The sequence below is a fragment of the Cellulomonas sp. P5_E12 genome (assembly GCF_054049315.1).
In genome coordinates this window covers 1-12,854 of sequence record NZ_JBFUMP010000019.1, presented here as the reverse complement: position 1 = coordinate 12,854, position 12,854 = coordinate 1, and the positions used below count along the sequence as shown (strand labels likewise).

General features: G+C 69.3%; 16 protein-coding genes. 9 read left to right on the top strand and 7 right to left on the bottom strand.

The window, feature by feature from the left end:
• The first annotated feature begins 35 nt into the window (after positions 1–35).
• Positions 36–902 (top strand): GNAT family N-acetyltransferase, encoded by an 867-nt coding sequence (locus ACXJKA_RS15470; protein ID WP_456826105.1) that lies wholly within the window; start codon positions 36–38, stop codon positions 900–902.
• 13 nt (positions 903–915) lie between these two features.
• On the opposite strand, the gene ACXJKA_RS15465 is transcribed toward ACXJKA_RS15470, so the two are convergent.
• The gene (locus ACXJKA_RS15465) at positions 916–1,677 is read right to left on the bottom strand and encodes an MBL fold metallo-hydrolase (protein ID WP_456826104.1); all 762 of its coding nucleotides are present in this window, start codon (positions 1,675–1,677) and stop codon (positions 916–918) included.
• A 35-nt stretch (positions 1,678–1,712) separates the two neighbouring features.
• Positions 1,713–2,303 carry a dihydrofolate reductase family protein gene (locus tag ACXJKA_RS15460; protein ID WP_456826103.1) on the bottom strand — a complete coding sequence of 197 codons (591 nt, stop codon included), beginning with the start codon at positions 2,301–2,303 and terminating at the stop codon, positions 1,713–1,715.
• Positions 2,304–2,376: 73 nt separating this feature from the next.
• On the opposite strand from ACXJKA_RS15460, the gene ACXJKA_RS15455 reads away from it, so the two are divergent.
• Together ACXJKA_RS15455 and ACXJKA_RS15450 are read left to right on the top strand one after the other, a co-directional pair.
• Positions 2,377–2,856, top strand: a complete 480-nt coding sequence (locus tag ACXJKA_RS15455) for a winged helix-turn-helix transcriptional regulator (protein WP_456826102.1) — start codon at positions 2,377–2,379, stop codon at positions 2,854–2,856.
• 106 nt (positions 2,857–2,962) lie between these two features.
• Positions 2,963–3,400, top strand: coding sequence for a VOC family protein (locus ACXJKA_RS15450; protein WP_456826101.1), 438 nt, complete (start codon positions 2,963–2,965; stop codon positions 3,398–3,400).
• A gap of 19 nt (positions 3,401–3,419) precedes the next feature.
• Here ACXJKA_RS15450 and ACXJKA_RS15445 read toward each other — a convergent pair whose 3' ends face one another.
• The 3 genes from ACXJKA_RS15445 to ACXJKA_RS15435 all read right to left on the bottom strand — a co-directional run bounded on the left by ACXJKA_RS15445 (position 3,420) and on the right by ACXJKA_RS15435 (position 5,317).
• Entirely contained in the window at positions 3,420–4,064 is a 645-nt protein-coding gene (locus ACXJKA_RS15445) for a hypothetical protein (RefSeq protein WP_456826100.1), read from the bottom strand.
• 351 nt (positions 4,065–4,415) lie between these two features.
• A complete protein-coding gene (locus ACXJKA_RS15440) occupies positions 4,416–4,913 on the bottom strand; it encodes an SRPBCC family protein (RefSeq protein ID WP_456826099.1) in 498 nt (165 codons plus the stop codon).
• Positions 4,914–4,996: 83 nt separating this feature from the next.
• Entirely contained in the window at positions 4,997–5,317 is a 321-nt protein-coding gene (locus tag ACXJKA_RS15435) for a hypothetical protein (RefSeq protein WP_456826098.1), read from the bottom strand.
• An 86-nt stretch (positions 5,318–5,403) separates the two neighbouring features.
• On the opposite strand from ACXJKA_RS15435, the gene ACXJKA_RS15430 reads away from it, so the two are divergent.
• Positions 5,404–6,054, top strand: a complete 651-nt coding sequence (locus tag ACXJKA_RS15430; RefSeq protein WP_456826097.1) for a TetR/AcrR family transcriptional regulator — start codon at positions 5,404–5,406, stop codon at positions 6,052–6,054.
• A gap of 18 nt (positions 6,055–6,072) precedes the next feature.
• On the opposite strand, the gene ACXJKA_RS15425 is transcribed toward ACXJKA_RS15430, so the two are convergent.
• Entirely contained in the window at positions 6,073–7,092 is a 1,020-nt protein-coding gene (locus ACXJKA_RS15425; RefSeq protein WP_456826096.1) for a zinc-dependent alcohol dehydrogenase family protein, read from the bottom strand.
• A 142-nt stretch (positions 7,093–7,234) separates the two neighbouring features.
• On the opposite strand from ACXJKA_RS15425, the gene ACXJKA_RS15420 reads away from it, so the two are divergent.
• Together ACXJKA_RS15420 and ACXJKA_RS15415 are read left to right on the top strand one after the other, a co-directional pair.
• Positions 7,235–8,119, top strand: a complete 885-nt coding sequence (locus tag ACXJKA_RS15420) for a helix-turn-helix transcriptional regulator (RefSeq protein WP_456826095.1) — start codon at positions 7,235–7,237, stop codon at positions 8,117–8,119.
• Entirely contained in the window at positions 8,116–8,712 is a 597-nt protein-coding gene (locus ACXJKA_RS15415) for a sugar O-acetyltransferase (protein WP_456826094.1), read from the top strand. Before ACXJKA_RS15420 ends, ACXJKA_RS15415 begins: the two co-directional genes overlap by 4 nt.
• Before the next feature lie 103 nt (positions 8,713–8,815).
• On the opposite strand, the gene ACXJKA_RS15410 is transcribed toward ACXJKA_RS15415, so the two are convergent.
• Positions 8,816–9,976, bottom strand: coding sequence for an epoxide hydrolase family protein (locus ACXJKA_RS15410; RefSeq protein WP_456826093.1), 1,161 nt, complete (start codon positions 9,974–9,976; stop codon positions 8,816–8,818).
• A 197-nt stretch (positions 9,977–10,173) separates the two neighbouring features.
• On the opposite strand from ACXJKA_RS15410, the gene ACXJKA_RS15405 reads away from it, so the two are divergent.
• From ACXJKA_RS15405 to ACXJKA_RS15395, 3 genes are all read left to right on the top strand, one after another.
• Positions 10,174–10,689, top strand: coding sequence for a TetR/AcrR family transcriptional regulator (locus ACXJKA_RS15405; RefSeq protein WP_456826092.1), 516 nt, complete (start codon positions 10,174–10,176; stop codon positions 10,687–10,689).
• A gap of 193 nt (positions 10,690–10,882) precedes the next feature.
• Entirely contained in the window at positions 10,883–12,508 is a 1,626-nt protein-coding gene (locus ACXJKA_RS15400; RefSeq protein WP_456826091.1) for a DUF5597 domain-containing protein, read from the top strand.
• 76 nt (positions 12,509–12,584) lie between these two features.
• Positions 12,585–12,854, top strand: a 270-nt coding sequence (locus ACXJKA_RS15395; RefSeq protein WP_456826090.1) for a GNAT family N-acetyltransferase, incomplete at its 3' end; no start/stop codon positions are given.

Genomic DNA, 12,854 nt, shown 5'->3' with positions numbered 1-12,854 from the left:
GTGCACGCGCCGGCGCGACGGTGTCTGATCGCCACGTGGCAGTCGAGCTGAGCACACCGGACGTCGACCAGCTCGGCGGCGTCGTGCGCGCCCTTCGGGACTGGCAGTCCGACTCCTCGCCGATGCAGCTGCACCCGGGCGACCTGGGCTGGTACTGGCAGTTCGGCGCTGAGGCGATGGCGGCGGCGGTCCGGACGTGGAGCCGGGACGGAGAGCTCCTCGCCGTCGGATTCCTGGACGGTCCCGGGATGGTGCGGATGACCGTCGCGCCCGAGGTTCGTCGCGAGGGAGAGCTGGCTCTCCAGGTGGTCGCGGACCTGTCCGAACCCGAGCGCGGCGTCCTCCCGGCGGGCAAGGTGTCCGTCGAGGTGCCGGACGGCACCCGGGTGCAGAGCCTGTTGTCCGAGGTCGGCTGGGCCGCCGGCGAGTCGTGGACGCCGCTCCGCCGCGACCTCTCGGGGGCGGTGGAGGACGTCGGCCTGCGAACCGAGGTCGTCCAGCCCGGGCAGGAGTCCGAGTTCACGGCCGTCCACCGGTCGGCATGGGACAGCCCTCGGTTCACCGACGAGCTGTGGCGCACCATGGCGGGCGGGTTGCCGTACACCGACGCGCGGTGCCTGCTCGCGTACGACGACCGCGGCGTGGCGGTGGCGGGGGTCACGGTGTGGTCGGCCGGCCCGGGGAAACCGGGGCTGCTCGAGCCGATGGGTGTCCACGCCGACCATCGTGGGCGCGGCTATGGCCGGATGATCTGCATCGCCGCGGCGGCCGAGCTCAGGAGGCTGGGGTCGTCGAGCGCGGTGGTCTGCACCCCGAGCTCGCTGGCTCCCGCCGTCGCCACCTACCTGTCGGCGGGATTCCACCGCCTTCCCGAGCGGCTGGACCGAACCCGAAGCGCCTGATCGACAGGGTGCGTCACCGAGCGAGCTGCTGGAGCTGCCAGGTGACGATGCCGGTCATCTCCTCGCCGTACGGGGCCGACGGGCCGAGCCGGGGGTCGTCGGGAACCCGGGCGTGGCGCAGGGCGTCGAGGTAGGCCCGGTCCAGGGCGACTCGCGCGCGGAGCTCGTCGTCGCCGCCGACGGACCCGTGGCCGGGGATGAACACCTCGAGGTCGTCCGACGCGTCCTCGAGCAGCTGTAGTGCGGCGAGGTAGTCCTCGATCGGGTCCTCCGCGAACGGGCCGAGCATCGGAACGAGGAGATCCGAGAGCATGTCGCCGGCGACGAGGACGCCGCGCTCCTCGATCAGCAGCGCCGCATGGCCGGGGGCATGCGCCTGATGCTCGATGATCCGGACGTCCGGTCCGTCCCACGGAACCCGCACCGTCTCCTCGGGCAGGCCGGCGATGCGGCCGAACACGTCGTCCAGCGGCACCTGCTCGACGATGTCCGACGGGATCATCCCGGCGACGAAGGACTTCCAGTCCGCGTCCGAGAGTCGAGCCCCGATGGCAGCCGCGCACCGGGCCGTGCCGTACCGCGGCGCCTCCCCGAGCTCGGCGTGCCAGAGCAGGTGGTCCCAGTGCGGATGCGTCGAGAAGCCTGCGACCACGGGCCGGCCCGACAGGTCGCTCGCGATGCCGGCGAGCTCGTCGCTGAGGACCCCCGGGTCGATGAGCAGGACGCCCGTGCCGCCGTCCACGACCACGGCGTTGCTCTGCATGAACTCGCTCACGTGGATGCGCACACCCCGTGCGACCTGTCGCAACATCAGCTGGCCTCGCTCTCGTCTCGGATGGCATACCGGCGCATCGTGACGCCCGACTCGAACGATCGGTGCTCGAGCAGGTCGAGCTCGAGGGGCAGGTCGTAGTCGTCGAAGAGCGGCCTGCCGAAGCCGAGGATCGCGGGGTGGGTGGTGAGCAGCAGCTCGTCCAGCAGCCCGGCCCGGAGCAGCTGGGTGGCGAGCGCCGCCCCGCCGACGCCGATGGTGCCGTCGGTCTGGGTCCGGAGCGTGGCGAGCTGGTCTATCGCGTCGTCCCCACCGATGATCCGGGTGTCGTAGTCGGCACTGTGCCGTGTGCGGGAGACGAGCACCTTGGGCTTGGCGGTCCAGATCTCGGCGTACTCACGCAGGAAGTCCGGCAGCGAGGCGTCACCGCGCGCCCGCGGCCAGTACTCCTCCATGAGCTCGTAGAAGAGCCGTCCGTGGACGATGAGCACAGCCGCCCGCGCCTGCGCGTTGAGCTCGCGGTGCAGCTCCTCGTCGATGCGCAGCCACTCGCCTGCGCCGTTGTCCCCGGGGACTTGCTCGATCCGCAGGTCGAGGGACACGTTCATCGCGTACACGAAGCGGCCCATCGTCTCCTCTTTCGATAGTGATTGCGGTTTGCAACCACTATATTGAGGACGAAACGGGTGTCAAGGAGGAGTCGTGGAACCACGGTCCGGGGGTCCGATCAACGCGGCCGTCGAGGTGCTCGGTGATCGCTGGTCGCTCCTCGTGCTGAGCGACGTCATCTTCCGCGACCGTCGCTACTTCCGGGCGCTGCTCACCGGGTCGGTCGAGGGCATCGCCTCGAACATCCTCGCGGACCGCCTCGTGCGGCTCGTCGACGCAGGGATCCTCACCCGCGGCACGGCAGCCCGCGGGCAGCGCGCGCGGTACAGCCTCACCGAAGCCGGCATCCAGACCCTCCCGATCATCTACGCCCTCGGCAACTGGGGTCTGGAGTGGCGCTCGGGCAGCGCCGAGCTCCGGAGCCGGCAGCGCCTCATGCGCGACGAGGGTCCGGCGTTCGTCGAGGAGCTCATGGACGAGCTCCGCGTCCGCCACCTCGGCGCCCCGCCGACGCCGCAGAACGGCCCGGGCCCGTTCGAGCGCCTCGACGCCGCGGCAGCCGAGCAGCTATGACTCGAACGTCCTCCACTGCCCTTCGCAGACCACCTCGACGGAGCCGTCGTCGAGCTGCGCGACAGACGAGAACGGGCTGGTCGCCCGGCTGGCTAGCATCGATCGCATGCCCATCACGCTGGAGAACGTCGGCATCGCCGTCCGCGACCTCGACGCCACCATCGCCTTCTTCACCGACCTCGGGCTCACGGTCGTCGGACGTGACACGGTCAGTGGTGAGTGGACCGACACGGCCGTCGGCCTCGACGGCAACCACGCCAAGATCGCGATGCTCCAGACCCCCGACGGTCACGGTCGCCTCGAGCTCTTCGAGTACATCCACCCCGACGCGATCGAGACGGAGCCCACGCGTCCCCACGAGATCGGGATGCATCGCGTCGCCTTCTCGGTCGACGACATCGACGACGCCCTGGCGATCGCGGCGAGGCACGGCTGCTACCCGCTGCGCGGCGTGGCGACGTATGAGGACGTCTACAAGCTCACCTACGTCCGCGGTCCCAGCGGCATCCTCGTGATGTTCGCCGAGGACCTGCGCAAGGAATGAGGGCCGGCCCGGCCAGCGGTCACCCGTAGTCGCGGCGATAGCGCGCTTCGACGTGCCGAGCCAGCGACTCACGCTCGGCCTCGACGGTCAGACCGTGCTTGTGTGCGAGGGCGGCCAGGATGGCGTCACAGATGTCGACCAGCTCGGCGACGAGCGAGGGGCGGGTCGTCGCCAGCCAGCGCTGCTCGGCGGCGTACCGCACGTACTCGCTGACCGCGGCCTGCTCCGTCCGGATCAGACTGCCGTCGCACACGAGGGGGCTGCCGTCCGGGTTCGCGATCCCCGGACCGGTCGGGGCGGGCGGATGCGGGGCGGCGGCTTGTGGCTCGTGGGACTCCGGGCCCGCGGGGCCAGGAGCTTCTCGCGGCCGCGGCACATCGATCCGCCGTGGCTGTTCGGGCACACCGGGGGCGAGAATCCCGGCGTCGAGCTGGCGGAGCTGCTCGGTCAGACTCTCGAGCCTGGCCGTGTAGGTCTCGATGACGCCGAGCTGCACGTCGAGGGGTACCTCGGCGTCGCCGCCGAAGAGGTCTTGGTCGTAGGACTCCCGCGCACGGAGCAGCCGCTGCGAGAGCCGGTGGATCTCGTCGCGCAGCTTCACCGCCTCGCCCGTCACCTGCAGGTGCGGTGCGGGCACGTCTGCGTCGTTCAGCGCGTGTGCCATAGCCACCTTCCTTGGTCGCCCGTGGCGTCTCTGCTCCATCGACGCGAGGGGCCGGCTACCTGAGCGGCGAAGGGGGCGAATTCTCGGGCCTCGCCATGGCCGCCCATGACGCGGTCCTGGAGCGGATGCGCACGAACGACGTACGGCGCGCGTGGCTCAGGGTCTTCACCGCCAACGGACGCGGGCGCGCCTTCTACGAGAAGCTGGGCTGGCGCTGGACGGGTGAACGGTCTGTCAGCACATTCGCGCCCTACCCAGAGCTGCTGCACTACGAGCGGGACCTCTGGATTCGGGGAGTCGAGCTATGCAGCCCGAACAGTCCGAGCGCCTCCCGGATCAGGGACGCACGTATCAGCTCGTGACTCCGCGCCTGAGGGGATCGCTGATCGCCTCACCGTGTGGCGGTGCCGTCCGTTCGATGACATCGGCTTGGGCAGCAGTCAGCCGGTCGCCGCGTGCCGGCGTACCCAGACGCAGCATGGGGGTCAGCAGTCGAAGCCACCCGCGTGGCCGCATCGTCACGCGCGTCGTGACGTCGCACGAGCTTGCCGTGATGGCAGCGATGGTCGTCTCGAGGGCGAATCCGAGCGCGGATCCCGGGTGATCGAACGCGATTCGCGTCGGCGGCGAGAATGCGGTGACGGAGTACTCCGTCTCACTGACCCGTCCTCGCTCCGATCGGACCATCACCGCTCGACTGCCGACCCCGACGGGGCCGTCGTCCAGACGACGGATCTCGAGAACCTCTCGCTCCCACTTGGGGTGGTTCTCGAAGACGTGGGTTCCGATCACATCGAACGCTGCTTCGGAGCTGCGTTCGACGCGTCGGGTCCTCGTGTAGGAAATCACGGTGCCCTCCTTGGCAGGGCGACGGTCGGTCCGTCGCCATTGATGGGGTGTTCGAAAGGTCGAACCGGCCGCCGCGTGATCGCCTACGCCGGGATCCCCGTTGTCGCTTCGACATCGGCCAGCAGGTCGACGATGACGAACTCCGTCTTCCTCACGACACCCGCCTCGGCCTGAACCTGCCGCCGGGACGGGGCAGACACCGTCACGAATCTCTCCGCGCTCTCACGGTCGGCGAACACGAGGTAGCTGTAGCTCGCGTCACCATCCACCTCGTGCGCAAACCGGGCGCTCACGAACCCAGGCAGCGTGCGGATGAAGGGGATGACATTGGACGTCAACCCGTCGAGGTGGTCCTGGCGCGAGCCCGGGACTTCCCACGTGCCGATCACTGCGTACATGTCCATCTCCCATCGTCGTTCCCCGACGAGCCGAGAACCTGTGTCGTTCACTAGTGAGGCTCACTAGTGATTGAGTCAGTATGCTCGCGGGCATGAAGGACGTCAACGGGGGCCGGAACACTCGCGGCACGACTCGCCGTGACCGCGCGAGGGCGACTGCGGCGACGATCGTCGAAGCCGCGACGGTCGAGTTCGCGGCAAACGGATATCAGGGCACGACGATGGCCATGATCGCCGCGCGGGCCGGCGTCGCCGTACAGACCGTGCACTTCGTCTTCCACACCAAGGGCGAGCTGCTGACCGCAGCCGTGGAGAGCGCGGTCGTCGGCGCGGGCGACCCGCCGGAACGGGCCGAGTGGTTCAAGGCACTCATTGCGGAGCCGGATCCGGGTGAGCAGCTTCGCGGGTTCGTCCACCAGGGCGGTGGCGTCCTCGTGCGCGCGAGCGCCATCAACGAAGTGGCGCGGTCCGCGGCGTTGACGGATCCCGATGCCGCGGCGGCGTTCGACAGGCTCGAGCGGCTGCGCTGGGACGGATACCGATCGCTGCTCGAGGTCGTGGCCACCAAGACCGCGTTCCGGGCGGGGATGGACATCGAGTCAGCAACCGACGTGCTGTTCACGCTGGTGAGTCCGCGTACGTACCTCTCACTCACGAGGGACCGAGGATGGGCTCCGGAGCGTGCCCTGGCGTGGATGGCGGACATCGTGCCGTTCGCGATCCTGGGACCGCCGACAGCGTGATGAGGGGTCGGGTGGTGGTCAGAACGTGAGCAGCACCTTGGTGGCGCGCCGCTCGTCCATGGCCCGGTAGCCCTCGGCGGCCTGCTCGAGGGGCAGGGTGAGGTCGAAGACCTTGCCCGGCTCGATCGTGCGGTCCCAGATGAGCTTGATCAGCTCGGGCAGGAACCGGCGCACTGGGGCGGGTCCGCCGTGCAGGTGGACACCGGAGAAGAACAGCTCCTCGCCGGGCAGCGACACGTCGTGGGAGACGCCGACATAGCCGACGTGGCCGCCGGCGCGGGTCGCGCGGATGGCCTGCATCATCGACTCCTGGGTGCCGACCGCCTCGATCGTGGAGTGGGCGCCGAGCCCGCCGGTGAGCTCCTTGATCCGCTCCACGCCGGCGTCGCCACGCTCCCCGACGATGTCGGTCGCGCCGAACTCCCGGGCCAGGGCCTGCCGGTCGGCGTGCCGCGACATCGCGATGATCCGATCGGCACCGAGCTGCTTGGCCGCGAGCACCCCGAGCAGACCCACAGCGCCGTCACCCACGACGGCGACGGTCTTGCCCGGGCCGACCTCGGCGGCGACCGCGGCGAACCAGCCGGTCCCGAGCACGTCCGAGGCGGCCAGCAGCGACGGGACCAGGTCGTCGTCCGGCATCGCCGGGGTCGCGACCAGGGTGCCGTCGGCGTGCGGGATGCGCGCGTACTCCGCCTGGGCGCCGGGGACCGCGCCGGGTCCTCGGTGCACGCAGTGGGTCTGGTAGCCGGCCCGGCAGATCTCGCACGTGTTGTCCGAGGAGAAGAACGAGCCGACCACAAAGTCGCCGACCTTGACGGTCGTGACCTGCGAGCCGATCTCCTCCACGACCCCGACGTACTCATGGCCCATCGGCTGGTGGTCGACATCGTCCGCGCCGCGGTAGGGCCACAGGTCGGACCCGCAGATGCAGGTCGCGGCGAGCTTGATGATGGCGTCGGTCGGCTCGACGATCGTCGGCCGCTCGGTCTCGTCGACCCGGACGTCGCCCGGGGCGTACATGACGACTGCGCGCATGGTTGTGGTGCCTCTCTGTCGGTGACGAGACCAGCGAACCGGACGACTCGCGGGCCGGGGAGTCCCTGACGAGGGGTGTACCCGCGGTACACCCCTCGCCGTGGACTCCCTGGCCGGCGGCATCCGGCCTACCGTCGAGACCATGGACAACCGAGCGGACGTGCGCGAGTTCCTCATGTCGCGTCGCGCGAAGATCAGCCCCGACACCGCCGGTGTCATCGGCGGGACCAACCGCCGCGTGCCGGGCCTGCGCCGCAGCGAGGTCGCGATGCTCGCCGGAGTGAGCGTCGAGTACTACGCCAAGCTCGAGCGGGGTGCGATCGCCGGGGCCTCGGCGTCCGTCCTGGAGGCCGTGGCAACGGCGCTGCAGCTCGACGACACCGAGCGCGCGCACCTGTTCGACCTGGCCCGCGCCGCCGACGGGGTCCCGTCGTCCGGCCGCGCGCGTCGTCGGACGGCCCGCTCGTCGGCGCCGCGGCAAAGCCTGCAGTGGGCGCTGTCGGCGATCACCGCCGGGGTCGCATTCGTCCGCGACCAGCGTCAGGACCTGTTGGCGACCAACGCGCTCGGCCGTGCCTTCTACTCCCCGGTCATCGGTGACGGCGGCCGCACACCGAACCTCGCCCGGTTCCAGTTCCTCGACCCGGCGGCCCGCGACTTCTACCCGGACTGGGACCTGTTCGCCGAGATGTGCGTCGCGATCATGCGCGCCGAGGCCGGTCGCGACCCGCACGACAAGGGCCTGCAGGACCTCGTCGGGGAGCTCTCCACCCGCAGCGACACCTTCCGCCGGCTCTGGGGCGCCCACGACGTGCGCACCCACGGCGCCGGGACGAAGCGGTTCCACCATCCGGTGGTCGGTGACCTCACGCTCGCGTACGAGGAGCTCGCCATCACCGCTGAGCCCGGCCAGGTGCTGATGGTCTACACCGCCGAACCCGGCTCACCGTCGGCCGAGCGCCTGAGCCTGCTCGCTTCGTGGGCGGCCGACCATGCAAGCACCCCAGCGAACAGGACCAGCAGGTGAACCTTCAGGACTTCCTCGACCACGTGCGGACCGGAGCCGTCATCGAAGGCGGCTCCGCGCAGCACACGTTCATGCACGAGACCGCCCAGGCCGCGCTCCGGATCACCGCGGAGCTGAACAGCGGCTACCGCACCCCGGAGGAGGTCCGAGAGCTGCTGTCCCGGTTGACCGGGCGGCCGGTGCCGCAGTCGGTGACGGTCTTCCCACCCTTCTACTGCGAGTTCGGCAAGAACCTCGTGCTCGGCGACGACGTCTTCGTCAACATGGGGTGCACCCTCCAGGACGCCGGGGGCATCACGATCGGGGACGGCACGCTCATCGGGCACGGCAGCACCATCGTCACCCTCGACCACGCCGTCGACCCTGCCCGTCGCACCGACATGGTCCCGGCACCCGTCGTGATCGGCCGCAAGGTCTGGCTGGGCGCCGGCGTCACCATCGTGCCCGGCGTGACGATCGGCGACGGTGCGATCGTCGGCGCCGGCGCGGTCGTCACCAAGGACGTGCCAGCCAACACCATCGTGGCGGGTGTACCAGCCCGACCGATCCGCTCAACAGGGTTCGACGCCTCCGCCGAGCACTCGGGAAGTTGAACCAGGCGGGCAGAAGTATCTCTGTCGAGATGCAGGACAGATCGACCGGGGGCGTCCGCGCAGCACCCACAGCCGGCGGCACTCGTCCATCGGATCCACCTGCCTACGCACGGAGGCTTCTCAGACCGGCGCGCAGTTCGCTGACGAGGATCTCGGGCTGCTCGAGAGCGGCGAAGTGGCCGCCCAGGTCTGCCTCGCCGACGTGGATGAGGTTGCTGTAGGCGTCCTCGATCCAGCTCCTCGGCATCCGGGGGACGTCGTGCGGGAAGACGGTCACGGCGACCGGCAGCGTGAGCTTCGGGCCGGCCATGGTCGCCGATCGGTTCTCCCAGTAGATCCGGGCGGATGACGCGGCACTGTTGGTGAACCACGCGAGCGAGATCGCATCCAGCATCGTGTCGACGCTCAGGGCGTCCTCGGCGAGCCCGTCGTTGTCCGTCTTGGACTGGAACTTCTCGTAGATCCATGCGGCTTGGCCGGCCGGCGAATCTGCCAGTGCGAAGCCGACGGTCTCCGGCTTCGTGCCCTGCAGGTGGTTGGACCCGCCGAGGAGGCCGGCGTAGATGGCCAGGCCGTCCACCGCGCGGCGCTCGTCGGGACTCAGGGTGTCGGGGATCTGCTCCGGCATCGCGTACGGCGTGTTGAGGTGGACGCCAAGCAGACCCGGAGGTTGCAGCGCGCCCAGGACCGTGGTGACGGCTGCCCCCCAGTCGCCGCCGTGGGCCGCCCAGGAGGAGTAGCCGAGTCGGCGCATGAGCTCCACCCAGGCGCCGGCGATGCGGGTGACGTCCCATCCTGCGTCCGTCGGCTTGCCGGAGAACCCGAATCCCGGGAGGGACGGGATGACGACGTCGAAGGAATCGGTGACGTCGCCTCCGAAGGAGACAGGATCCGTGAGCGGCCCGATCAACGCCAGGAAGTCCGCGCTCGAGCCCGGCCATCCGTGCGTCATGATCAGAGGGAGCGCGTCGGGGTTCTTGGACCTGACATGGACGAAGTGGATGTCGAGCCCGTCGATCGTGGTCAGGAACTGAGGAAGGGCGTTGAGTCCGGACTCGAAGCGGCGCCAGTCGTACTCGCGCTCCCAGTACGAGACGAGCGATCGGGCGTTCTCCACACGGACGCCCTGCGACCAGTCGGGGACGGTCTCCCGATCCGGCCAGCGGGTCCGGGCAAGCCGTTCCTTGAGGTCATCCAGCTCCGCATCCGGAACGGCGATGCGGAACGGCCTGATGTCTACCGGTGCAGGACTCGATGCGGTCATCGTGCTGGTGCTCCTCGACTCGTGGGCGGCCGTGCAACGGCGTTCATTGCACACCGGTGTGCAATCTAAGCCACTGCACATGCGTGTGCAACTATGGAGAGATGCAGAACACGTCCTCAGCTCTTCGTCGCGTCGAGACACGAGAGCGCCTGCTCGATGTCGCGATCGGAGTTCTCGGGCAGACCCCAGGCGCAGGGATGGGCGATGTGGCCTCGGCCGCCGGTGTGGTCAGACGCACCGTCTACGGCCACTTCCCGTCCCGGTCCGACCTCGTGCTCGCGCTCGCGGGACGCGCCGTGAGCGAGATTGCGGCGGTCCTCGCCGAAGAAGCCCCCGTCGGCAAGGCGGCCGACGAGGCGTGGGCCGACTTCATCGCCAGCCTCTGGCCGTTGGCACACCGCTACCGGGTGCTGGTCGTACTCAGGCGCGGCGAGTTCGGAGAGGACATCCACGCGCTTCTCGGGGAGATCGAGCGGACGTTGGCCGACCTCGTCCAGCGGGGCCAGGACAGCGGGGCGTTCGGGCGACACCTACCCGCGCGCGTCCTCAGCCAGGTGGCCTGGTCGGCGGTGTTCACCATCGCCGACGACGCCCGGGCGTGGAAGGAGGTCGACGTCGCCGCGGTGACCATGATGAGCCTGCTGATGCTGGGGGTCCCGGAATCACGCGCGAAGGTCCTGGCCGAGAGGCCTCCCGGGTCGGGTCGGGCATGAGCGGAGGCGTGGGCTCGACCAGGCCCGCGGCGCGCGGCACGAGCTGCTCGAGAGCGGGTCGCCGGCAAGGAGCTGACCTACGAAGACAACCACTCCCGGCCCGCGGATTCCGCCCTGCGCACGCGGATCCTGCACCGGCTGCTCGGGGTCGATACCTTGTCGCTTCTCATCGAGCGTGCCCGAAGGAGACCTGATGACCGAACATCCCCGCTTGGAGCGAGCAGGCGCCCACACGCGGCTGATCGTGGACGGCTCACCGTTCCTGTGCCTGGGCGGCGAGCTGCGTAACTCCAGCGCGTCTGATCCCGTGCACATGGCACCCGTCTGGCACGCGATCGGGCGGTCCGGAGTGAACTCGATCATCGCTCCCGTCGGGTGGGATCAGGTGGAGCCGTCCGAGGGTGAGTTCGACTTCAGCGTCGTCGACGAACTGCTCTCAGGTGCGCGCTCGGCCGGCGTCCGCCTGGTCCTCATCTGGTTCGGTGCGTACAAGAACGCCTTGTCCACATATGCACCGACGTGGGTTCGCCAGGACTCCGCCCGCTTCGAGCGAGCCGACCGGGGACCGTCCCCCATTCGGGCTCCATTCACCTACGTGGGATCCATGCCACGCCCCACGCTGTCGGTGTTCTCCGGGCCTCTGCGAGAAGCGGACGAGGCGGCCTACGGAGCTTTGATGAAGCACATCGCCCGGGTGGACGAGGATCACACCGTCATCATGATGCAGGTGGAGAACGAGGTAGGGCTCTTGGGATCGAGCCGCGACCGTTCCTCCGCCGCACAGCTCGCCTGGCTGTCGCCCGTTCCTGAGGCCCTCGTCGAGGCAGTGGCGACCGAACCTGCAGCCTTCGACGACGACATCGTCGATCTGTTCGGTCGCTCGCGCCCGGGCGGGAAATCGTGGCAGCAGAGATTCGGCGACGACGATCCGCTGGCCGATGAGGTCTTCATGGCGTGGGGGTTTGCCAGCTATGTCGGCGCCCTGGCGGCGACGGGCAAACGGATCAAAGACTTGCCTGCCTACGCGAACGCTTGGCTGGGCCCCCAACCAGGTCAGGACATGCCGGGCCAGTATCCCAGTGGCGGTCCGACCGCACGGATGAGCGGGGTGTGGCGCGTCGCCGGACCGGCGCTCGATTTCCTGTCCCCCGACATCTACGTCTCCGACAGCGAGTCGGTCATGCGCGACTACACGTCTGGCAGCAACCCGCTCTTCATCCCGGAGGCGCGGGTTCTGACCGGTGACGCGTTCCGCGCGTTCGGCGCTTTCAACGCCATGGGCTATCACGTCTTCGGAATCGACGACGTCCGTGAAGACAGTCAGCTCTACGACGCCTTCCGGAAACTTCTCGCGCTCGCCCCGCAGATCCTCGAAGCCCAGCGGGACGGTCGCGTGATGGGATTCGCGCTGGATTCGGGGACGGATTCCGCCACCGCACGGCTCGGGTCGTCAACCGTCACGGTGCGAAGCGCGCCGAAGCTCCTCGCGGACATGCTGTTGGATGCGGGTGTTCGGCTGCCCGAGCCAGCCCCGCTTCCCGACGAGACCCTGCCGAGCGCCCACGCACCCTCCCCCGCAGACTCGCGTCCGTTCGGAATCGTCCTGCACACCGGAGACCTCGAGTACATCGCACTGGGACAGCAGGCGATGATCGACTTCAGTCGGGAGGAATCCGTGCTCGAGATCGACAGCCTGCGGGAGCTTCGTCTCCACGACGGCGCCTGGGTCGAGGGCCGCATCCTCAACGGAGACGAACGCCTGATGACCCTCGGCCAAGGCGCAGTGTCGGCCGTGAAGATCACGCTGATCGAGCGGTGAGTGGGCTTGAGGCAGAAGTGGGGCCGCATGCACGGCGTCGAGGGCACTGTCAGGTCCGTGTACGTACTGTCGGGGCATGGCAGAGCTTGGGCTCGTCACGTGGCCACCCGGACCGATCGCCACCGATCGACTTCTGCTCCGCCCCCCGGCAGCGCGCGACCGCCCGGCATTCGTCGACCTGTACACATCACCCGACGTCGGCACCTTCACGGGCGGAGCACGATCGCGTGAGGCGGTCGAACGCGCGCTACCTGCGGCTCCACAGGAGCGTCCCGGTCATTTCGTGATCGACCTCGACGGAGCGATGGTCGGGACGGTCCAGCTCGAACGGCGCGACGTCGACTAC

What these genes read in the sequence shown, in the direction of transcription:
- ACXJKA_RS15460 (WP_456826103.1), bottom strand. Translation starts at nt 2,303, where the DNA reads ATGGGCCGCTTCGTGTACGCGATGAACGTGTCCCTCGACCTGCGGATC.
- ACXJKA_RS15425 (WP_456826096.1), bottom strand. Translation starts at nt 7,092, where the DNA reads ATGCGCGCAGTCGTCATGTACGCCCCGGGCGACGTCCGGGTCGACGAG.
- ACXJKA_RS15450 (WP_456826101.1), top strand. Translation starts at nt 2,963, where the DNA reads ATGCCCATCACGCTGGAGAACGTCGGCATCGCCGTCCGCGACCTCGAC.
- ACXJKA_RS15405 (WP_456826092.1), top strand. Translation starts at nt 10,174, where the DNA reads ATGGGCGATGTGGCCTCGGCCGCCGGTGTGGTCAGACGCACCGTCTAC.
- ACXJKA_RS15445 (WP_456826100.1), bottom strand. Translation starts at nt 4,064, where the DNA reads ATGGCACACGCGCTGAACGACGCAGACGTGCCCGCACCGCACCTGCAG.
- ACXJKA_RS15430 (WP_456826097.1), top strand. Translation starts at nt 5,404, where the DNA reads ATGAAGGACGTCAACGGGGGCCGGAACACTCGCGGCACGACTCGCCGT.
- ACXJKA_RS15420 (WP_456826095.1), top strand. Translation starts at nt 7,235, where the DNA reads ATGGACAACCGAGCGGACGTGCGCGAGTTCCTCATGTCGCGTCGCGCG.
- ACXJKA_RS15400 (WP_456826091.1), top strand. Translation starts at nt 10,883, where the DNA reads ATGACCGAACATCCCCGCTTGGAGCGAGCAGGCGCCCACACGCGGCTG.
- ACXJKA_RS15410 (WP_456826093.1), bottom strand. Translation starts at nt 9,976, where the DNA reads ATGACCGCATCGAGTCCTGCACCGGTAGACATCAGGCCGTTCCGCATC.
- ACXJKA_RS15435 (WP_456826098.1), bottom strand. Translation starts at nt 5,317, where the DNA reads ATGGACATGTACGCAGTGATCGGCACGTGGGAAGTCCCGGGCTCGCGC.